At 54.3% G+C, this 20,233-nt stretch carries 21 protein-coding genes; 9 read left to right on the top strand and 12 right to left on the bottom strand.

Annotation, left to right across the window (positions count from 1 at the left end):
* Position 1: 1 nt before the first annotated feature.
* From HC248_RS15090 to HC248_RS15075, 4 genes are all read right to left on the bottom strand, one after another.
* Positions 2–532, bottom strand: a complete 531-nt coding sequence (locus HC248_RS15090) for a chemotaxis protein CheW (protein WP_168923195.1) — start codon at positions 530–532, stop codon at positions 2–4.
* A gap of 17 nt (positions 533–549) precedes the next feature.
* Positions 550–915, bottom strand: a complete 366-nt coding sequence (locus tag HC248_RS15085; RefSeq protein ID WP_168923194.1) for a response regulator transcription factor — start codon at positions 913–915, stop codon at positions 550–552.
* The gene (locus HC248_RS15080) at positions 915–1,328 is read right to left on the bottom strand and encodes a response regulator (protein WP_420371991.1); all 414 of its coding nucleotides are present in this window, start codon (positions 1,326–1,328) and stop codon (positions 915–917) included. Before HC248_RS15080 ends, HC248_RS15085 begins: the two co-directional genes overlap by 1 nt.
* A 219-nt stretch (positions 1,329–1,547) precedes the next feature.
* Positions 1,548–1,709 (bottom strand): rubredoxin, encoded by a 162-nt coding sequence (locus HC248_RS15075; protein ID WP_202882478.1) that lies wholly within the window; start codon positions 1,707–1,709, stop codon positions 1,548–1,550.
* Between the two features lie 149 nt (positions 1,710–1,858).
* Between HC248_RS15075 and thiD the strand changes: the two genes are divergently transcribed.
* Positions 1,859–2,851 carry a bifunctional hydroxymethylpyrimidine kinase/phosphomethylpyrimidine kinase gene (gene thiD, locus HC248_RS15070; protein ID WP_238342836.1) on the top strand — a complete coding sequence of 331 codons (993 nt, stop codon included), beginning with the start codon at positions 1,859–1,861 and terminating at the stop codon, positions 2,849–2,851.
* A complete protein-coding gene (gene hemL, locus HC248_RS15065; RefSeq protein ID WP_168923192.1) occupies positions 2,832–4,166 on the top strand; it encodes a glutamate-1-semialdehyde 2,1-aminomutase in 1,335 nt (444 codons plus the stop codon). Before thiD ends, hemL begins: the two co-directional genes overlap by 20 nt.
* Before the next feature lie 115 nt (positions 4,167–4,281).
* Here the strand turns inward: hemL and purH are convergent, their stop codons facing one another.
* The 3 genes from purH to dusB form a co-directional block, all read right to left on the bottom strand.
* Entirely contained in the window at positions 4,282–5,853 is a 1,572-nt protein-coding gene (gene purH, locus HC248_RS15060; RefSeq protein ID WP_168923191.1) for a bifunctional phosphoribosylaminoimidazolecarboxamide formyltransferase/IMP cyclohydrolase, read from the bottom strand.
* A gap of 95 nt (positions 5,854–5,948) precedes the next feature.
* The gene (locus tag HC248_RS15055; RefSeq protein WP_168923190.1) at positions 5,949–6,185 is read right to left on the bottom strand and encodes a Fis family transcriptional regulator; all 237 of its coding nucleotides are present in this window, start codon (positions 6,183–6,185) and stop codon (positions 5,949–5,951) included.
* Positions 6,182–7,228 (bottom strand): tRNA dihydrouridine synthase DusB, encoded by a 1,047-nt coding sequence (gene dusB, locus HC248_RS15050; protein WP_168923189.1) that lies wholly within the window; start codon positions 7,226–7,228, stop codon positions 6,182–6,184. Before dusB ends, HC248_RS15055 begins: the two co-directional genes overlap by 4 nt.
* Before the next feature lie 150 nt (positions 7,229–7,378).
* On the opposite strand from dusB, the gene HC248_RS15045 reads away from it, so the two are divergent.
* On the top strand, positions 7,379–7,876 hold the full coding sequence (locus tag HC248_RS15045) for a YqaA family protein (protein WP_168923884.1): 498 nt from the start codon (positions 7,379–7,381) through the stop codon (positions 7,874–7,876).
* A 27-nt stretch (positions 7,877–7,903) separates the two neighbouring features.
* On the opposite strand, the gene HC248_RS15040 is transcribed toward HC248_RS15045, so the two are convergent.
* The 3 genes from HC248_RS15040 to HC248_RS15030 form a co-directional block, all read right to left on the bottom strand.
* Entirely contained in the window at positions 7,904–8,608 is a 705-nt protein-coding gene (locus HC248_RS15040) for an rRNA pseudouridine synthase (protein WP_168923188.1), read from the bottom strand.
* A 14-nt stretch (positions 8,609–8,622) separates the two neighbouring features.
* The gene (gene ychF, locus HC248_RS15035; RefSeq protein ID WP_168923187.1) at positions 8,623–9,714 is read right to left on the bottom strand and encodes a redox-regulated ATPase YchF; all 1,092 of its coding nucleotides are present in this window, start codon (positions 9,712–9,714) and stop codon (positions 8,623–8,625) included.
* A 317-nt stretch (positions 9,715–10,031) separates the two neighbouring features.
* A complete protein-coding gene (locus HC248_RS15030; RefSeq protein WP_168923186.1) occupies positions 10,032–10,955 on the bottom strand; it encodes an MOSC domain-containing protein in 924 nt (307 codons plus the stop codon).
* A gap of 107 nt (positions 10,956–11,062) precedes the next feature.
* Between HC248_RS15030 and HC248_RS15025 the strand changes: the two genes are divergently transcribed.
* Genes HC248_RS15025 through HC248_RS15015 form a run of 3 tightly spaced genes read left to right on the top strand, consistent with a single transcriptional unit; the run spans position 11,063 to position 14,223 of the window.
* Positions 11,063–12,193: an FAD-dependent monooxygenase gene (locus tag HC248_RS15025; RefSeq protein WP_168923185.1), complete on the top strand. Its 1,131-nt coding sequence runs from the start codon at positions 11,063–11,065 to the stop codon at positions 12,191–12,193.
* A gap of 36 nt (positions 12,194–12,229) precedes the next feature.
* Positions 12,230–12,946: a DsbC family protein gene (locus tag HC248_RS15020; protein ID WP_168923184.1), complete on the top strand. Its 717-nt coding sequence runs from the start codon at positions 12,230–12,232 to the stop codon at positions 12,944–12,946.
* Positions 12,947–12,951: 5 nt separating this feature from the next.
* Entirely contained in the window at positions 12,952–14,223 is a 1,272-nt protein-coding gene (locus HC248_RS15015) for an FAD-binding domain-containing protein (protein ID WP_202882389.1), read from the top strand.
* On the opposite strand, the gene HC248_RS15010 is transcribed toward HC248_RS15015, so the two are convergent.
* Together HC248_RS15010 and HC248_RS15005 are read right to left on the bottom strand one after the other, a co-directional pair.
* Positions 14,220–15,392 (bottom strand): Fic family protein, encoded by a 1,173-nt coding sequence (locus tag HC248_RS15010; RefSeq protein ID WP_168923183.1) that lies wholly within the window; start codon positions 15,390–15,392, stop codon positions 14,220–14,222. The two genes, HC248_RS15015 and HC248_RS15010, sit on opposite strands and share 4 nt — an antisense overlap.
* A 270-nt stretch (positions 15,393–15,662) precedes the next feature.
* Positions 15,663–16,913, bottom strand: coding sequence for a helix-turn-helix domain-containing protein (locus HC248_RS15005; RefSeq protein ID WP_168923182.1), 1,251 nt, complete (start codon positions 16,911–16,913; stop codon positions 15,663–15,665).
* A gap of 231 nt (positions 16,914–17,144) precedes the next feature.
* Here HC248_RS15005 and HC248_RS15000 point away from each other — a divergent pair, with 231 nt between their 5' ends.
* Genes HC248_RS15000 through HC248_RS14990 form a run of 3 tightly spaced genes read left to right on the top strand, consistent with a single transcriptional unit; the run spans position 17,145 to position 20,105 of the window.
* Positions 17,145–18,812, top strand: coding sequence for a PQQ-dependent dehydrogenase, methanol/ethanol family (locus tag HC248_RS15000; RefSeq protein WP_168923181.1), 1,668 nt, complete (start codon positions 17,145–17,147; stop codon positions 18,810–18,812).
* The gene (locus tag HC248_RS14995) at positions 18,809–19,171 is read left to right on the top strand and encodes a c-type cytochrome (protein WP_168923180.1); all 363 of its coding nucleotides are present in this window, start codon (positions 18,809–18,811) and stop codon (positions 19,169–19,171) included. The genes HC248_RS15000 and HC248_RS14995 overlap by 4 nt, the downstream gene beginning before the upstream one ends.
* Before the next feature lies 1 nt (position 19,172).
* The gene (locus tag HC248_RS14990; RefSeq protein WP_168923179.1) at positions 19,173–20,105 is read left to right on the top strand and encodes a substrate-binding periplasmic protein; all 933 of its coding nucleotides are present in this window, start codon (positions 19,173–19,175) and stop codon (positions 20,103–20,105) included.
* Positions 20,106–20,233: the final 128 nt, after the last annotated feature.

Below are 20,233 nucleotides of genomic sequence, written 5' to 3'. Positions count from 1 at the left end.
GCTAGGCGCCTAGGGTCAAAAAACTCGATTGTTGGGCCAATAGCTGCAGGTCTATCTCCTGCCAAACTACGCCCGCGTGGTCGGTGTAGCGGTTGCCGAAATAGTCGGGCGATTCGGGTAGTTTTGGGGCGAACGCGGTGAATGCTTTTTGGTTGCGCATGCCTGCCAATCTGTCTACCAGTAGCGCGCAATTGACCTCTAGCGAAGCATTCAGAGTGACCAGCATGGATTCTTTGTTCGGTGCCGCACGCCGCGGCACCGCTGCCGGTCCGGTCAGATGACTTTCTAAGTCGACCACCCCAAACAGTCCACCGCGTAGATTGGCTACGCCCAAAAACCAAGACTTGGTATAGGGGACGGGATGGGTTGAAACCCAAGGGAAGATTTCTCCGGCCTGCGCCATTGAAAACAGATAGTGGTTTGCACCAACTTCAACCGCTAACCACGATGGTGCAACACCTTCGGTACGGGCTAGTTGCAGCCGTTCTGCCAGACGGATTTGCAAATCTTTAAGTGCTTGCCGGTTTGCCATTTTGGGGTCGAACCGGTTTAGCCAAGGGCCTTGATTTTCGCGAGCAACTCGGCAGCATCTACCGGCTTTGTAATGTAGTCTTTAGCGCCTTGACGCATGCCCCAGACCTTATCGGTTTCTTGATTTTTACTGGTGCACATCATGATGGGAATGTCCGCGTACTGAGGGTCGCGTGAGATGGAACGTGTGAGCTGAAAACCGTTTTGTCCGGGCATGACGACATCCATCAATATCAGCTCAGGCTTTTCTTCAACGAGGCGGCGAAACGCGTCTTCTGCATTTTCTGCTGTCTTGACAGAAAAGCCATTTTTAATCAGTAGATCGCTGAGATACATCAACTCGGTTTTCGAGTCATCAATGATCAAGATTTTTTTAATCGCCATTACTTTTCTCCATTATTTGCGTAGCCCAGATTTTTGACTGTTTGCAACAACTGGTCTTTTGTAAACGGCTTGGTGAGATAGTCTTCTGAGCCCACCATTCGGCCTCTGGCTTTGTCAAAGACACCGTCCTTGGAGGACAGCATGACAATCGGTACATTCGTGAATTTGATGTTGCGCTTGATGATGGCGCAGGTCTGATAGCCGTCCAGTCGTGGCATCAAGATGTCGCAAAAAATGATATGGGGTTGGTAGTCGTTGACCTTGCCTAAAGCGTCAAAGCCATCTTCGGCAAGCATGACCTCGTGGCCGCCCTGTTTGAGAAATATTTCAGCGCTGCGACGTATGGTGTTGCTGTCATCGATGACGAGAACCTTGAGTCCAGAACTTACAGCGCTTGTACTTGTAATACTCACTTGGTTTTGCTCCTCTTTAGCTACGGCGTACTTGCCTTTACTTTAGCGATTGTCCGCAGCTTTTTCAACTGAACATGCTCACGAAATGACTGCTTAATTACAAAAGTCCTTGTGCGTATTACTTTGACTGACAAAAATTGGGCTAAGTCGAATCTGACTGATAAACAGTTAGATCTAGCTTAGCCCTAATTGATGATAAAAATTTTTGAGGATTGCTTTTTACAGCTGAACCATCTCAAAATCTTCTTTGCGAGCCCCGCATTCGGGACAAGTCCAGTTCATAGGCACTTGTGCCCATGGTGTACCGGGCGCAAGACCGTGGTCTGGTGCTCCAGTCTCTTCGTCATAAATCCACCCACAGATTAAGCACATCCAGGTCATTGATTGAGTCACAGCTTAGTTTGCCTTCCAATAGAATGCAACAATTGTATAGATGCAGCGTTGCTTATTCGCGCACAAGGCAAAATCGCACTATGGCAAAAACTACAACTCCTACAGCGGACAAGCTGCAAACGTCGACCAAGCCAGACATGCCGCTTGACAACACCAGTGACGTTGACAGCGATAGCTCGCCTGTTTGCGTCATGACTTTTAATGCAAGTGACCCAAGTGGTGCCGGCGGACTGACCGCAGACATCACTGCCATGACCTCGGCCGGCGCTCATCCCCTGGCTGTTGTGACGGGTGCTTACGTGCGGGATAGCTCAGAAATTGTCGAGCACTACGCGTTTGACGAAGAGGCTGTCACAGAGCAGGCCAGAGTGGCTTTGGAAGACATGACGGCAGGCGCGATCAAAGTCGGTTTTGTTGGTAGCCCGGAAAATATCTCGGCGATTGCGGAAATCGCCAGTGATTACGCCGAGTTGCCATTAATAGCCTACATGCCCAGCCTGTCGTGGTGGCAAGACGACAAAATAGACGACTATCTAGACGCTTTTCGTGAACTGTTACTACCCCAAGCTACGCTTTTAATTGGCAACCACAGCACGCTATGGCGCTGGTTGCTGCCGGAGTGGCCAAGTGACCGCAGCCCTTCGGCTAAAGATATTGCCAAAGCCGCTGCCGAGTTTGGCGTGCCCTACACGTTGGTGACTGGCATACCGCTGCCGGATCAATTTATAGATAACGTATTGGCCGCACCGCAGTCGGTGCTTTACAGTGAAAAATTCGAGCGTTTCGAGGCGGTGTTCACGGGGGCGGGAGACACGCTTTCAGCTGCACTGACGGCGTTGCTGGCCAATGGCCATGACTTGCAGACCGCCACCTCAGAAGCCTTGACTTATTTAGACCAGAGCCTTGATGCAGGCTTTCATCCCGGCATGGGACATATCTTGCCTGACCGTCTATTCTGGGCTCAAGCAGATGAAGATGATCCAGCCTTGGATAGCAATGCGCAGCAAGCGCCAGAAACGCCTATTACCCCAGCCGCCTTGGCCGTACCGGCCATCATAGGCAACGTGCTGGACCTCAACCCGACTAAACCTTTTTTTGATCTACCCCCTAATGGCACTACAAAACACTGAGAATCCTGTCGGTCATTCCGAAACCTCCCGCAGCCAAGCGCTGTTTGAACGCGCTAAAAAACGTATACCCGGCGGCGTTAATTCGCCGGTGCGTGCGTTTAAAGCGGTTGGCGGCACACCGCGCTTTGTGCAGCGAGCACAAGGCGCTTATTTCTGGGACGCAGACGGCCAGCGTTTCATAGACTACATAGGCTCATGGGGGCCAATGATTTTGGGCCATGGTCACCCGGCGGTCATTGAGGCGGTGCAAAAAGCCATGCTGGAAGGCTTTTCCTACGGAGCGCCGACAGAGCGTGAAGTTGAGCTGGCCGAGCAAATTGTCGAGCGCGTGCCGTCGCTAGATATGGTGCGTCTGGTGAGTTCAGGCACAGAAGCGGCCATGAGCGCCATCCGACTGGCACGGGGTGCGACGGGTCGTAGCAAAATCATCAAGTTTGAAGGCTGCTACCACGGCCACGCCGATGCCTTGTTGGTGAAAGCCGGTTCTGGCTTGGCAACCTTTGGCAACGCAACAAGCGCCGGCGTGCCGCCAGAAGTGGTGCAGCACACCTTGGTGCTGGAGTACAACAACATCGTCGAACTGGAGGAGGCCTTCTCACTGCACGGCAGTAGCACGGCCTGCCTGATGATTGAGCCGATTTGCGGCAATATGAATTTTGTGCGCGCCAGTGTGCTTTTTATGAAGCGCTGCCGCGAGCTTTGCACCCAGTACGGTGTGCTTTTTATCTTCGACGAAGTCATGACCGGTTTTCGGGTCGCGCTTGGTGGCGCCCAAAGCGTTTACGCCAAAAGCATTCCGGGCTTTAAGCCCGACATGACAGTCATGGGTAAAGTCATAGGCGGCGGTATGCCGCTGGCGGCCTTTGGCGGCACACGTGATGTGATGGAACAGCTCGCGCCACTCGGTGGGGTTTATCAAGCCGGCACGCTGTCTGGTAATCCTATCGCCACTGCTTGCGGACTAGCGACTTTGCACGAGCTCAGCAAGCCAGGGTTTTACGAAGCGCTGGGCGCACGCACGCAAAGTCTCATGACGGGTATGAGTGCTGCGGCAGCCAAAGCAGGCGTGCCTTTTAGCACCGACAGCGAAGGCGGCATGATGGGCTTTTTCTTGCTCGATAAATTACCCCACAACTACGCGGCGGTAATGAAGACCGATAGCGCGCTGTTCAATCGATTCTTTCACTCAATGCTGGCGCAAGGTATTTACTTGGCGCCGGCTTTGTTTGAAGCGGGCTTTGTGAGCGCGGCGCATACGGCAGAAGATGTTGAGATCACCTTGGCCGCTGCGACTAAGTTTTTCGCTGAAATCTAAACGCAATAGTTGGAAGCGGATCTGCTGTCAGATCCGCTTTTTTTAAAGTGTTTTTTTGAGAATTGAGAGCGCAAAGTTTTTTTAACTTTCAATTCTCAAGCGCTAGCTCCTAAGCTCAATGCCGGAAGTGACGCACGCCTGTCAGCACCATCACCACGTCACGCTCATTAGCCGCCGCAATGACTTCTTCATCACGCATGCTGCCGCCGGGCTGAATCACCGATGTCGCACCGGCGTCTACCACCACGTCGAGTCCATCGCGGAAGGGGAAAAACGCGTCACTCGCTACCGCCGATCCGGTCAGAACTAATCCTGCATTGGCCGCCTTGATGGAGGCGATACGCGCTGAATCGACCCGGCTCATTTGACCCGCACCAACGCCTAGCGTCATGCCGCCGGAGCAGAAAACAATCGCGTTGGATTTGACGTATTTAGCAACCTTCCAGGCAAACAGTAAATCTTCTAGTTGCGCTGGTGTTGGCTGGCGTTTGCTGACCACTTTGAGGTCGGCCAGCAGCAACTCGTGGTTGTCCGCGGTTTGCATCAAAAGGCCAGAGCCTACGCGCTTAATATCGACTGCATTGCGGCCCTGTGCCCATGGCGTTTCGCCGCCTGCTGGTAGATCGATTTGCAGCAACCGCACATTGGCTTTGTTTTTAAACACTTCAAGCGCTTCAGGCGTGAAGGCCGGCGCCATCAACACCTCGACAAACTGCTTGGAAATTTGCAACGCGGCCGCACCGTCTAGCGTGCAGTTCAGCGCAATAATGCCGCCGAAGGCAGAACTTGGATCGGTCTCAAACGCCTTGCTATAGGCCTCTAGTGCATTCGCGCCAACGGCCACGCCGCAAGGGTTGGCATGCTTGACGATGACACAGGCCGGTTGGCTGAAACCTTTGACGCATTCCCACGCCGCATCAGAGTCGCCAATGTTGTTGTACGACAGCTCTTTGCCTTGCAGCTGCTTGGCCGTGACCAAAGAGCCAGGCGCAGGATGCAGATCCCGGTAAAGCGCTGCTTGCTGGTGTGAGTTCTCGCCGTAGCGCAGGTCTTGAACCTTGATAAAGCGGCCGTTAGACTGGCCAGCAAACTGGCTGTGGCTGCCGTCATCGGCGATGCCGGAGAGGTAGTCGCTGATCGCGCCGTCATACAAACTGATGCGGTTGAAGGCAGCAACAGCCAACGCGAAACGGGTTTTCTTGGTCAGCTTACCGTCGTCAGTCAGTTCGGCCAGCACGCCAGCGTATTGCGACGCATCGGTCAGCACGCCAACGTCTTGCCAATTTTTGGCCGCCGAACGCACCATGGCGGGCCCGCCTATGTCGATATTTTCAATCGCGTCTTCCAGCGTGCAGCCAGGCTTGGCAACCGTGGCTTCAAACGGGTAGAGGTTAACCACCAGCAGGTCTATGGTGTCAATGCCGTGGGTCTTGAGTGCTGCCATGTGCTCGGGCAAGTCGCGCCTAGCCAGCAGGCCGCCATGCACTTTTGGGTGCAGGGTTTTGACACGGCCGTCTAGCATTTCGGGGAAACCGGTTAGCTCGGCGACCTCGGTGACCGGCAGACCGGCATCGGCCAGCAGCTTGGCAGTGCCGCCGGTAGAAAGCAGCTTGATGCCTAGCGCATGCAGCGCTTGGGCAAACTCGAGTACGCCAGTTTTATCGGAAACGGAAATCAGTGCGTTCATATTTAATATCTTTTTAGTTTGAATTTTTATCGGCCAAGCGCCATACGAGGCAGCTTTGAAAAGCTTTTGAGCGCTTTTGCTTCTTGGGTTGAAAGTTACTTGACCAGTTTGTGTTCAAGTAGTTTTTTACGCAGGGTGTTGCGATTCAGGCCTAGCCATTCGGCGGCGCGCGACTGGTTCTGGTCAGCGTGTTGCATGACAACTTCTAGTAGCGGCTTTTCCACCACGTTGACCATCATGTCGTACATGCCGCCCGGCTCGCTGCCGCCCAAGTCTTTGAAATAGCCTTCTAAGCTGTCTCGAATGCATTCATCTATCTGTTTTTTGCTCATGCGGCCATTCGCTCTTCAATGTTGTTGTTTTGTGCTGGCTGGTCTGCTGCCGGGATGCGCGTTGTGCTGCGACCCAGCGTATCGAAAAAATCTGCTACTGCTTCGAGCTGTGCTTGGCAATCTTCTAGGCCATTCATCTGCGCGCGAAACGCTGAGCCACCCGGCAAGCTGTTGACATACCAGCCTATGTGTTTGCGGGCGCTGCGCACACCAGTGAACTCACCGTATAAAAGATAGTGGTCTTGCAAGTGGTCTAGCAGCAGGCGTTTGACTTCACTCACCAGCGGCGGCGCTAAATGCGTGCCGGTGGCGATGAAGTGGGCGACCTCGCGAAAAATCCAAGGTCGGCCTTGTGCGACGCGGCCCAACATCACCGCATCGGCACCGGTATAAGCCAGTACGTCGCGGGCTTTTTCTGGGCTGTTGATGTCACCGTTGGCGACTACCGGAATGCGCAGCGCGGCCTTGACCGCGGCTATGGTGTCATATTCGGCCGCGCCTTTGTAGCCTTGCTCACGCGTACGGCCATGCACGGCAATCATTTGCACACCGGCGCTTTCGGCTGCGCGGGCGATTACCACAGCGTTTTTATGACTTTGACACCAGCCGGTGCGCATCTTAAGGGTGACCGGCACGCCGCGCGGCGCGCAAGCGGCAACCACCGCTTCTATGATTTGCAGCGCCAGCGTCTCGTCCTGCATCAAGGCTGAGCCGGCCCATTTGTTGCAGACTTTTTTCGCTGGGCAGCCCATGTTGATGTCTATGATTTGTGCGCCACGGTCTATGTTGTAGGCGGCTGCGTCGGCCATCATGACGGCGTCGGTGCCGGCGATTTGCACGGCAATCGGTTTGGCCTCGCCCTCATGATTGGCACGGCGCGAGGTCTTCAGGCTGTCCCACAAATCTGGCCGCGAGGTCACCATTTCGCTGACTGCGTAGCCTGCGCCCAGCTGTTTGCACAAGATGCGAAACGGCCGGTCTGTCACGCCGGCCATAGGCGCGACGAACAGGTTGTTGGCTAGGGCGTAGGGGCCTAAAAGCATGGATTTGTAAAAATTTGAAGGGATAAAAAAGGGGAGTGTCGATTGTAGCTGCCTAAAATTTCAGCACTTGAAACTCAGCTGAGGCAGTCAAGTACCCGAACAAGTCCCTGCACCGCAGGGCTTTGTGTGTCCTCCATATACTCAGTGCCAATGCAAGCCTGGACCCAACACCTGTTAGATATTCTTTCCCTGCCAGAGTACGGTCTGAGCACGGTTTTTTTAATTTCTTTTATTTCAGCTACTTTGCTGCCTATGGGTTCAGAGCCAGCAGTGCTGGGTCTGATAAAGCTCAATCCGTCTTTGTTTTGGCCCACCATACTGGTGGCTACCGCTGGCAACACGCTTGGCGGTGCTGTCGATTGGTGGATGGGTTATGGCGCTAACAAGGTGATGAATAAATACCAAGACTCCCGCAGCCATGGCTGGGCCGCACGCTGGCTAGAAAAACTCGGCCCCAAGGCCTGTCTTTTGGCTTGGCTGCCAATTGTGGGTGATCCCTTATGCGCCGTTGCTGGTTGGCTCAAACTGCCGTTTTGGCCATGTTTGGCGTATATGTGCGTGGGAAAATTTTTGCGCTACCTGAGCATGACCGGCGGGTTGGTCTGGCTTTTTCCCAGCTTTTTTGCCGCCGGCTTTAGCATGCACTGAGCTTTAGCTCAAACGCGAAACGAAGGCTTAAAACCGCTCATTAGGCGCCAAGTAGCGCCATTGACCGGGCAGCAAGCCGCTCATAGAGACTTGGCCTATGCGCAGCCTGCGCATGCCGGTGACCTTCAAACCTACGGCTTCGCATAGATAAGCCAGCTGGCCAGGTATTTCGCCCTTGACAGCAAAGCGCAGACGGGTCTCACTCTGCCAACTTGCACGGGTAGGCGGCAGTGGCCGGCCGTTAAAGGTGTAGCCATGGTCGGCGCGGTTTAGGCGCTCCAAACCGCCGGATTTGATGTCGCCTTCTACATCGACCAGTACTTCGTGCTCCATTTGCGCCGCGTCTTCGCGCAGCTTGCGGACCACGCGCCAGTCTTCGCTAAACACCACCAAGCCGCTGGCCGGCAAGGCCAAAGGCGTGACCAGTTCGGCCCCCGTCATGTGTTTTTTAAGCTGGCGTATGCCGGATTTATCGTCTTTAGAGCGTGTCGCTAAGCTCAGGTCAGCCACGTAACCCGCGGGTTTGTGCAGCAGCAGCGTGACCGGCGCTAAGGCCAGCAAGCTGGCGTCTTTGTCAACGGTTATGGCTTGGTTGGCAACGCGGAACTGCGGCTCTTCGACCACTGTGCCGTCAACGCGCACCCAGCCGCCGGCAATGTACTGCTCAGCTTCGCTGCGTGAGCAGCGGAGCATCTCGGCCAAGCGTTTGGCTAGGCGAATCGGTTCTTGCATGTGTTGGTCTCAGCTTATGAGCTGAAAAGGAAGTTCATCACATCGCCGTCTTTGACAATGTAGTCCTTGCCTTCGCTGCGCATTTTGCCTGCGTCTTTTGCGCCTTGTTCGCCTTTAAAGGTGATGTAGTCTTGAAAGGCAATTGTCTGCGCACGAATGTAGCCGCGCTCAAAATCGGTGTGAATCACGCCGGCCGCTTGCGGGCCGCTAGCGCCGACGGCTACGGTCCAGGCGCGCACTTCTTTCACGCCTGCTGTGAAGTAAGTTTGTAAACCTAGTAGCGAGTAAGCCGAGGTAATCAGGCGATTCAGACCGGGCTCGGTTTGGCCGAGTTCAGCCAAAAACTCTCCCTTGTCAGCGTCATCCATCTCAGCGATCTCCGCTTCCATCTTGGCGCAAATTGCGACCACGGGTGCGTTTTGAGTCGCGGCATAGGCGCGCAGCTTGTCCAGGAAGGGATTGTTTTCAAATCCACTTTCCGAGACGTTGCCCACAAACATAGCGGCTTTGGCAGTGATCAGGCACAGCGGCTTGAGCAGGGGTTGCTGCTCCTTGTCAAAGTCAATCGAGCGAACTGGCAGACCTTGGTTGAGTGCGGCTTGGCACTTCTCCAAAATCACCACCAGCTTGGCCGCTTCCTTGTCGCCCGAGCGGGCGGTCTTGGCATAGCGGTGCAGGCTTTTCTCGACGGTGCTTAAGTCAGCCAAGCAAAGCTCGGTTTGAATCACTTCGATATCGTTGATGGGATCAACTCGGCCGTTCACGTGAATCACGTTGTCGTCTTCAAAGCAGCGCACGACGTTGACAATCGCATCGGTTTCGCGAATGTGGGCCAAAAATTGATTGCCTAAGCCTTCGCCGGTACTTGCGCCAGCAACTAAGCCGGCAATGTCGACGAACTCTACAATCGCTGGCACTATGCGTTCCGGATCAATGATGAGGGCTAATTGCTGCAAGCGCGCATCCGGCACTTCGACCACGCCGGTGTTCGGCTCAATGGTGCAGAAAGGGTAGTTCTCGGCTGCAATGCCGGCTTTGGTCAAGGCATTAAACAGGGTGGATTTACCAACGTTGGGCAAGCCCACGATGCCGCATTTCAAACTCATAAAAATTCCTTAAGTATCAATATCCGGATCGCACAGCTTGATGGTGTAGTGGCATGGCGAGAGCGCCTTGGCCGATTCGGTCAGGCCGGGGGGTGGCACTGACAAACCTGGGGCGCTGGGCGCTAGTGTTGTTCCGGGAAAGTTGGCGCAATTGTACTGACCCCTGTCACCCAGTCAGAGCCGGATGCCGTTTTGCCCGCTGTTAGATTTCGTCTGGCGCTTATGTAGCCGCTTGTACGTGCTGCAACTGAGCGGTTTTACGGCTGTTCAGAGTTTTGAAATCAAGCGACGGCGTTGATTTCTTTTTCTAAACCGACTCAATCAAACTGATAGTTACCGTGGACTGGTTGGCCGACTTTTAACGTCTGTTCCCAGCCTTGCAAGACGATTAAGTTCATGCCAAAGCTAACTGCGCCGCCTAGACGGGCGTCTTGGCGATAGCTTTGCAGCATGTCGCCGACAGTTGTGTCGATCTCGGCACTGATCGGGTCTATGTTGGGAATAGGGCAGCGCGGGCACGGTTTGACGGGTTTTAAAATCACTTTTCCCTCAGCCGTGAGCACCATTAGCTGCGCCAGTCGGTCTTCGTCGTGTGCGGTCATGGCTAGGTCTGGGCGTTGGTTTGGCGCGTCAGCGATCACTATGTTGGGCCGAAAGCGCAGCATGTCCGCGCTGGTCAAACCAGCGGCTTTACGTTTGGTATTAAGACCGTCTAGCGACGCTTCGCTCAGTAGTAGCAAAGGGTAGCCATCGCTGAACTGGTTGAGGGCCTCAACGCCGTCTGTCCAGTCCATGCTGGAGGCCCGTGTTTGTTCCGGATCAAAACGCACCAGCCGCGCTGTCACGCCCAAAAAGTCGCTAAACCACTGCGCTGCCAGCGGCCCCATGTCAAAAGCTTTAAACGCCGCACCCCAGATATTGACCTGCACCGGCTGCTCAGCCCGGAAAAGCGCAATTTGTAGTGTCAACATGCCGGGGGCGCGCAGCGCCATCTCCTCGTGGCCTAGCTTGGGTGTAATTAAAGCCATGCGCGGCAGGTCGCGCTGGGTCAGAAAATTGCCTTGAGCGTCGACCACCATCCAAGCGCGGTCAAACGCCAGTCCGGTCTCAGTCAGCACGGCTTGCTGCACCGCAACGCCAGCGCAGGACTTGATGGGGTAGACGATTAAGCGAGAAATTAACAGGTTGAACGCGCTAGAAAAGCCGCTATCGATGCTGTTGGCGTCATTGGAATCATTCACGGTTTGCAACTCCTTTGTTTGAAAGACTTAACCCTAAAGCATGGCGAGAATGCGGGGCCAAACGATTGACTTTGGCGTTGATTTTGCCTTGCCTCCTAAAATGCACTATGTCCCAGCAATTTGATGTTTGTATTCGCGGCGATGGTGTGGTTGGCCGCACCCTCGCTTTACTCCTTGCGCGTGAGCGCTTGCGTGTCGCATTAGTCAGTCCGCCGCCTGAGGTGCAAAGTGCGCCAGCGTCCCCCGATGTGCGGGCTTATGCGCTCAATGCCGCGTCGAAAACCTTGCTAGAAGATCTGCGTTCTTGGCCCGATACGCTGCTCGATCAGACGCCTGCTGTCACGCCTGTGCTGCAAATAGAGGTGCAAGACAGCAGCCTCGCAGACAGCTTGTTGGACTTTTCTGCCAGTCAACTCGGCCAGCCAGCGCTGACTTGGATTGTGGATGTGCCCACGCTTGAGCAGCAACTCGCACAAGCAGTGCGCTTTTCACCGCAGATCGAGCAGTTGACCGCACCGGTTAAAGCCGCGCTACAAGTCGTTTGCGAGGGTAAACACAGCAGTAGTCGGGAAGAATTTGGCGCTAGCTACAGCATCAAACCCTATGGCCAAAAAGCCATTGCCGCGCACCTTGAGTCCAGCTTGCCGCACCAAGGTGTCGCCCGGCAGTGGTTTGATGGCGGCGACGTACTGGCTTTGCTGCCACTCGCTGGCCCAGACGCAAACGCCGTGGCTTTGGTTTGGTCGGTCTCTAACGACCACGCTGATGCACTGCAAGCCATGACGGATGAAGATTTCTGTGCCGCCTTACAAAAAGTTTGTGGTCCAGCCGTCGGGCAGCTGAGCTTGACCAGCAAACGCGCTTGCTGGCCCTTGGCGCTAGCCAGTGCAGATCGCTGGGTAGGCCCAGGTTGGGCGTTGGCGGGCGATGCTGCGCACACGATCCATCCGCTAGCCGGTCAAGGGTTAAATCTAGGGCTGGCCGATGCGCAAGCCCTCGCTAAAACTTTGGCAGAACGCGAGTACTGGCGCGCTTTGGGCGATGAGAAACTGCTACGTCGTTATGAGCGCTCGCGTCGTGCGGATGTGGCTGCCATGGGCATGGTGACGGACGGCTTGTACTCAGCTTTTTCGCACAGCGCTGGGCCGCTACAGGCTTTGCGGCAGTGGGGTATGCGTGGGTTTGCGCGCAGCGGTCCGCTTAAAAGCTGGGTCATGCGCCGTGCCACGGGCTTGTGATTTTTATCAACACTTTTACTGAAAACGACATCACGAATGAAATTATCAAAGTTGGCCTGTATCGCGGGTTTGTTGCTGGCCAGTCTGGGTTCAGCTGTCGCACAAGAAGCGGCGATCCGCAAAAATCTAGCCGAGCGCCTGCCCGCATTTTCAAAAATCGATGAAGTCAGCAAGACTGGTATGAACGGTCTGTATGAAGTGCGGGTCAACGAGAGTGATATTTTTTACACCGATGCAGACGGCAGCTATTTGATTCAGGGCATCTTGATAGACACCAAAGCCAAGCGCAATTTGACTGAAGAGCGAATTGAAAAACTCAGCGCGATTGACTTTGCAGCCCTGCCTTTGAAAGATGCTTTCAAGGTCGTGCATGGCAACGGCAAACGCAAAATGGCGGTGTTTGAAGACCCTAATTGCGGCTTTTGCAAACGCTTTGAGCGCGACATGCAAAAAGTCAATGACGTCACCTTGTATATGTTTTTGTATCCCATACTCGGGCCCGACTCAGTCGAGAAATCTAAAAACGTGTGGTGCGCCAAAGACAAAGGAAAAGTCTGGCAAGACCTGATGCTGCGCGATGTTGCCGTACCCAAAGCCAGCTGTGATACCAGCGTACTAGAGCGCAATGTTGAGTTCGGTAAAAAGCACAAAATCACCGGTACACCGACTCTTTTCTTTGTTGATGGCACGCGCGTTCCAGGCGCGATTAATGCGCAACAGGTCGAGAAATATCTCACTGAGGCCAAGCCATAAGCCGCTTGCCGCTTCCGCCGGCCCAATTCGGGTTGGCTGATTTAGACGCACTTTCTGTACCGCTTCATCTGCAGCATTTCAGCCCAGATGCAGAGTCAATAGTTAATCGTTTGCACGCGATTATTCCCAGCACTTATGCGCGCAGTCGCAACGCGTTGGACGGCGCTGTCACCGGCTTGTCGCCTTACCTCACTCACGGCATGTTGAGCTTGCAAGACGCGGCCAGAGCCGTGCATGCACGCTACCCATTGAGCTTTGAAGACAAGCTGGTGTTTGAGTTTGGCTGGCGCGAATTTTTTGCCCATGTCTGGCAAAACGCTGGCCAAAATGGCGATGCTGTTTTGCAAGATTTAGGCGGTAGTGCGCCGTGGTCTGGCCACTACGCAGCGCATTTGCCAGACGATATTCGCCAAGCCCGCACCGGCGTTCCTGCCATTGATAATGCGGTGCGCATTCTCTACGCTACTGGTTATCTGCACAACCACATGCGCATGTGGTTGGCGAGCTATGTGGTGCATGTGCGCAAGGTGCACTGGCGTGTTGGCGCCGACTGGCTGTATGCACATTTGTTAGATGGTGACTTAGCCAGTAATCATTTGAGCTGGCAGTGGGTGACCGGCACTTTCTCTTCCAAGCCGTATTTATTTAACGCAGAAAACGTGCGTAAATACTCGCCCGCGAACGCGCAAGCAGCTTGGGATTCGTCGGGTACTGCGATAGATATTTCTTACGAAGCCATGGATATTTTGGCCAGACAGCGACCCGGTCGGGGTGCCGAGTTCGGCCCGCGCGAAGGCGTTCAAGAACCTGCACTTTATGCCAGTCCAGACAGTGCATGGCTGGTGCAAGACGGGCAGCAGTCAGCACAACAAGTGATTGATGCGATTGATGGAAATAATGGAAAAATGCTTGAGCTGATTCATCCTTGGAGTCTTTCCCCACGCAAAGGTAATGCGCTGCGTCTAGGCGTGATCGATGTGCCGGCGCATACGGCATTGCCGTGGTCGGCCAAGCGCTGGCAGTTCGTGCTCGCCGCCATGACTCAAGTGACAGACGCGATTTGGATTGGCGACTTAAGCACATTACGCCTGCCTCTTGGCAGCAAGGTGCAAGCGCAAGCCACCCAATTTCCGCATTACCGCGAGGCACTCGCTGATTTAACCAGTTTGACCGCAGTACCGCGTTTATTGCCAGAGCCCAACATGGCGTGCCGGTCTTTTAGCAAGTTTTATGAACGTTCACGCCGCGGTGTGGATGACTTTTCGAGTTTGCTTTAAACCGTTTTTTCGGCATTTGGCAGCTCACCCCAACCCTCAATCGCCAAATAGTAACGGGTTGAGCGCCCGGCGCCCACGCTCAGCACCACACCCGCGCTCGCCATCTCGATTAAATCTCTGGCGGCGCTTGGTTTTGAGGTTTTGCATAGGCTGGCGTGTTTGCGTGTGGTCATAGCGCCGTCAAAGCCAACCGGGCCGGCTTCTAACAGTTTGGTTAAAGATTTTCTTTGTCGCGGGTTAAGTGTGACCTGCGAGATCTTCGCTAAAAACCTAATTCTTTCCAAAGAAATATCGACGCTGAGCGCTGCAAAATCGCAGGCTTGGCCGATCTGCCCAATCATCCAAATTAGCCAAGGCGTGATGTCCATCGAGGTCGCCGACTGTGCTTGCTCTAGTTGTTGGTAGTAGTTCTTGCGCTGGCGTTCAAGCTGGCGCGACAGGCTAATAATGCGTCCTGAAGCACCCATGTCTTGACCTATGGCGAGTTGCAAAATAGCCCGTCCAATCCGGCCGTTACCGTCATCAAATGGGTGCAAGGTCTCAAACCACAGGTGAGAAATGCTGGCCCTTACTATGCCGTCTAAAGGCGTCGTACCGGTTTTTGGGTGACTGGCGTTAAACCAATCCACAAAGCCTTGCGTCGACTCAGCCAAGCTTTGCGCCGGTGGGGCTTGAAAATGAATTTTGTTTTTGCCCACTGGGCCGCTGACGATTTGCATCGCCGAACTACGCAACGCTGCGACCTTGATTTTTTGCATACCGGAGTAACCAGTGGGAAACAGCGCGCCGTGCCAAGCGCACAAACGCGCTAGGGTGAGCGGCTCGTCGAGCCTTGTCGAGGCGTCTTGCAAGACGTCTACAAGGCCTTCAATGTGTTGATCTGCCGCAGCCGCGCCGTGAACATCGAGTCCTAGCCGTTTCGCAATCGATGAGCGAACACTCTGCGGATTAAGCGTTTCCCCTTCAATCGTAGAGGTGGTGACCGCCTCCCGTGTGAGCGCGTCAACAACATTGCTTTGCAGTCCCTCCAGCCCAATCGCCGAGGCCTTGCCCAGCAACACGCCTTGGCCATGCTTGGCGCTTGCAATTGAGGCTGCAATTGACGCGTGGTCATACACAAATACTGGCCAGTCGGAGTGCTGCCAAAGCCATTGATGATCTGAATACATGTGCTAATCATATCAAAAAGTGATTTGATTGCATGACGTAATCGCATCATAGCTATGCCGATGTGTGTACTGGTTCAGCGCGGCTGTGCTGTTTTGTGTGGCCGCGCGGCGAGTAAAAAAGTGAGTTTGTCGTCTTTGAATAGGTTTTGTCAGACCTCTTGCTTAGATCTTTTGCTTAGACCACTTACTAAGCCATTTACTCAGACTATTTTTATCTCGTTCAGGTCTTTATCGCTAAGTATTACTTGATGACGATACGCCTTTGTCCGCTTAACTTTTGCGCATATGGCGATAAACCAAACCACGTGACACGCCTAGCAAACGCGCTGTTTTTGCCACGTTGCCATGCTGATCGATTAAGGTTTGTCCAATCAGGCGTTGTTGTGATTGCGCCAACGACGAGATGCAGTCGTTATGACTTTGCGCCGCTGGCGAGAGTGGTGCGCAATCTTCTGCATTGAGCGATGGCGATGGCTTTAAAGGCGGGACGCTAAGCGTTGCGCTTGCCTGCATTTGTGATGTTTGTGATGTTTGTGCAGCGGCGGATGCGCCTGTCATATGAAAGTTACTAGCGCTTTGGCTGCCCTGCATAAAAGCCTTGACCCAGATGCTCAGACCGCTGGGCAACTTTATCTGCTGTCGTTGGCTGGCAGCATACAAGCCTACCAATGCGTGCAAGTCGATACCGAGTACGTCATTTACGTGCAGCATCTCTACTTGTTGATCCACGCCCAGCAAGCTATGGCCGACGCGGTTGACCCAAATGACGCGACCATTTGTGTCTATTCCCATCAGACCTTCCATAGGTGTTCCCAACAGGCTGTGAACGGTTTGGAAATGCAACACCAACAACTCTGGCGATTGCGAAACTTGCAGTCGGTTGCCTATCATGGTGGCAAAAAGGCCGACTACCGCAGCCGGATCAAAACCAAAGTCATGCGCTTCGGTAGACAGATTTAAAACACTTGCAAGCTGGCCATGAATATCACGAATCGGCGCTGCAGCACACTGTAATTCGCGAAACGGGTTATAGAAGTGCTCACCGCCCTTGACTTGGCTGGCATGACCTGTGTGCACCACTATGCCGGTGGCTGCGGTGCCCAAGCGGCTTTCAGTCACATTCACACCCACGCGCGAGACTTTATCCAGCACCGTCTGATTCGCCTCGTCCGTGTCTTGCGAGACGTGCATGATCACGCCGCGCTCGTCGGTCAGCAAGACTCGGCAATGGGTGCCGCTGAGCGACGTTTGGAGTTGATCGAGCTCCAAGCGGGCCGCTTGCATGAGTTTTTCATTGCGGGCCAGCGCAGTACTCAAAGCAGCTCTGCCTACGGGGTCCAAAGTCGGTAGCTTATCGCGCTGCTGGCCGAGCTGGCGGCACCTATCCCAAGACTGAATCACGGTTTCGCTGACGAGGCCAGAGGGACGTATGCCATCTTCAAAAAATTGCTCTCGCGCCAGTGCAGTGCGCTGCTCCTGCGTGCGAAAAAAAATCTGCGTCGGCAGGTTTTGGGTGTTCATGTGGCAAAGGCTTTCTGAACAATTTATACAACTTACAGCTTGGGAAACTAGCCACAACATGGTAACCGGAAAAACCCTCGGTTGCTGTCGCTTTAGTTGCTCATCTGTTCCGACTCGGAACAGATGTGTCCAAGGGAAAACACCTTGGTGCGCAGGGTCGATGAATTTTTTAATATGTGTATGAGAGCGAACAAAAGCGATGCAGCAATAACTACGACAAGGATGCACAACATGTTTATCAAACCTACCCTTTTTTGCAGCGCGGTGTTGCTGTTGGCGCTGGGCAGTGCTCACGCGCAAAGCCTTGACGATTTAAAGCGCGACGCCGCCACTAACGGTGATGTACTGACCTACGGCATGGGTTACAACAATCAGCGCTACAGCTCGCTGAAGCAAATTAACAAAGGCAATGCCAGCAAGCTGCATCCGGTTTGGGCCTACAGCCTGAACAACTCGCAAAGTCAAGAGTCTCAGCCCATCATCTACCAAGGCGTTATGTATGTGACGACCCACAACACCACGGTGGCCATCAACCCTGTCACCGGTAAGCAAATTTGGAAACAAGAATTTGACTTGCCGCAAGACGTTTTCAAAATGGCTTGCTGCGGAATCTTGAACCGCGGCGTCGCAATCTACGACGGCAAGTTATTTCGTGCCACCTTAGATGCGCATATCGTGGCGATGGACGCCAAAACCGGGAAGCAGCTCTGGAAGAGTAAAGCCGCTGATTATCAAAATGGCCAAGCCATGACCAGCGCGCCGTTAATTGCCAACGGTGTTGTCATCACCGGCATCGCTGGCGGCGAATACGGCACGCGTGGTTTTATCGATGGCTGGGATCCTGAAACCGGTAAAAAACTCTGGCGTTTCTACACCACCGCAGCGCCAGACCAAAAAGGCGGCGACACCTGGCCGGGCGATACCCATCTAAAGGGCGGTGCACCGACCTGGCTGACAGGTGCTTACGACCCCGAGTTGGATCTGGTTTATTGGGGCACAGGCAACGGTGGTCCTTGGAACCCCAATGTACGCAAGGGCGACAACCTCTACATCAACTCAGTGGTCGCGTTTCGGCCCAAAACCGGTGAGTTAGTCTGGCACTATCAGTTCAGCCCCAACGATCCCTACGATTACGATTCGACAGAAGTAGGCATGTTGGTTGACATGAAGATAGCTGGCAAAGACCGAAAAGTGTTGACGCAAGCCAATCGCAACGGCTTTATGTATGTGCTGGACCGTGCCAGTGGTGAGTTATTGGCCGCTAATCCGTATGTGAAAGTTAATTGGGCTGATCGCATAGACCTCAAGACCGGTCGCCCGGTGCACAGCGAGATGGACAAGAAAGCGCGCGCGGGTGAAGACGTAGAAATTTTCCCTTCGGTACTGGGCGGCAAAAACTGGTCGCCGATGTCTTGGAATCCTCAGACCGGCTTGGCCTATGCCAATACGCTCAATATCAGCTGGCCTTACCAATTGTCCAAACCCGAATACAAAAGGGGTGAGTGGTATGTGGGCGTAAATTACCGTGGCGTGAATATGCCCAAGGATGAACCTCACGGATTCCTGAGCGCTCTCGACCCCATGACTGGCAAGAGTAAATGGCAGATGGCGTGGCCCGGTCAGCCCAGCATGGCGGGCACTCTGTCTACCGCCGGCGGCTTGGTCTTTACGGGCGCGGCCACGGGTGAGTTTATTGCGGTGGATGCAGAGAACGGTAAAAAGCTCTACGAGTTCCAGACCAGCTCCGGCATCATCGGTTTACCGGTGACTTTTGTACAAGACGGCAAGCAGTATGTCAGCGTGGTGTCTGGCTCCGGTGGTGTCTGGGCCTTGCTGGGCGATGAGCGCATGTCGCAAGTGCCGGCTGGTGGCTCGGTATGGACGTTTGCGGTCGAATGAAGATGAGAGGCCTACATCTTTTGCTACTGTGTTTGGCCGCCTCTTCGCAAGCGGCCTACGCACAAACCAATACCGACCCCGCTATGATACCGGCGCCCGGCCCAGCGACTCAAGCGCTGGTGAACCAAGGCAAAACCCAGTACGACCGCACCTGCGCGCAGTGCCATGGCCGCAACATGGTGAGCTCGGGGACTTCGTCTTACGATTTACGCCGTTTCCCCACAGACGCGCCGGACCGGTTTTTTAACTCCGTGACCCACGGTAAAAACAATATGCCGTCATTTAAGGATGCACTAGAGCCAGGCGCGATTCAGTGGTTGTGGGCCTATGTTTCTACCCGCGGCGGCAAGGAGATGTGAGATGTTGAGAGTTACTTTCAAACTCGGACGGGTCGTTTTAATGACCGCCTTGAGCTGTCTTGCCAGTGCTGCGTTGGCTCAGTCAAGCGTCAGCAAGCCAGTACTAACGGTTTGCATGAGCGAAGACAACGCGCCTTTGTCAGTGGCGCACAAAAGCCAATTGAGTGGTTTTGATGTGAGCATGGCAAAGGCCGTGGCACAAGAGTTGGGTAGACCCCTGCGCCTAGTGCCGTTTGAGTCTGAACTGGAACAAGACGCTAATTTTGCGGTTGAAGTCAATGCGCTGCTGTCAGCGGGTGTGTGCGATTTGGTCAGCGGCTTTCCCTTGCTTGCGGCTGACCTTGGTCCGCCCAGTCGTCTCAAGGCTAAGACGCCTGACTACCCGGGTGCCAAGCGGCCGCGTGAGCGTGCCGATGTGGTCCTTGGCCATGTGGTGGCGAGCGATCCCTACCAAGGCATGGCCTTGCAGTTAGTGCAGCGCGAGGACGCGCCGCGGGCCAACACTTTAGGTGAACTACGTGGTCAAAAAATAGGCGTGATTGCTGGCACTTTAGAGGGTACGTTGATCGCCACCTATCAAGGCGGCGCACTGGTGCCAAACATGGTGTCCATGAGCAAGTTAGATGACCGCTGGGCGGCGTTAGAAAGCGGCAGAGTCGACGCAATGTTAATGCCCAGCACCGCTTGGGATGTTTACCGCCAACGCACGGCTTCGCCACTGCGTCTGCGCGCAGGACCAGCCCAAAGTTTAGGCATCAACATGGGTTGGGTCGCGTTGGCTGGTAAGCCCGAAGTCATCGCGGCAGTCAACCTTGTCGTTGCGCGCGAAGCGCAGTTGCAGCAGTGGGCGCAAGAAGTTGGTTTGCAGCGCCTTGTTCCTAGCTATCCCGCGGTGGTGCAGTCACTTTCACTGGCGGCGCTACTCAAGCCTTGACGCGTGGCTGAATCGGTTCGAGACAATCCGATTTTTAGTAACGCCAGAGATTGAGTTTTGACAAAAAGACCGCGCCAGTTCTGAGACGGACAGTGGTTTTTTGTAGGTGACTTTAGGCGCGCTTAGTA

This window comes from Polaromonas vacuolata, assembly GCF_012584515.1.
Classification (GTDB): Bacteria; Pseudomonadota; Gammaproteobacteria; order Burkholderiales; family Burkholderiaceae_C; genus Polaromonas; species Polaromonas vacuolata.
The sequence above is the reverse complement of the archived record's forward strand: the minus strand, read 5'-3'. Positions and strand labels throughout refer to the sequence as shown.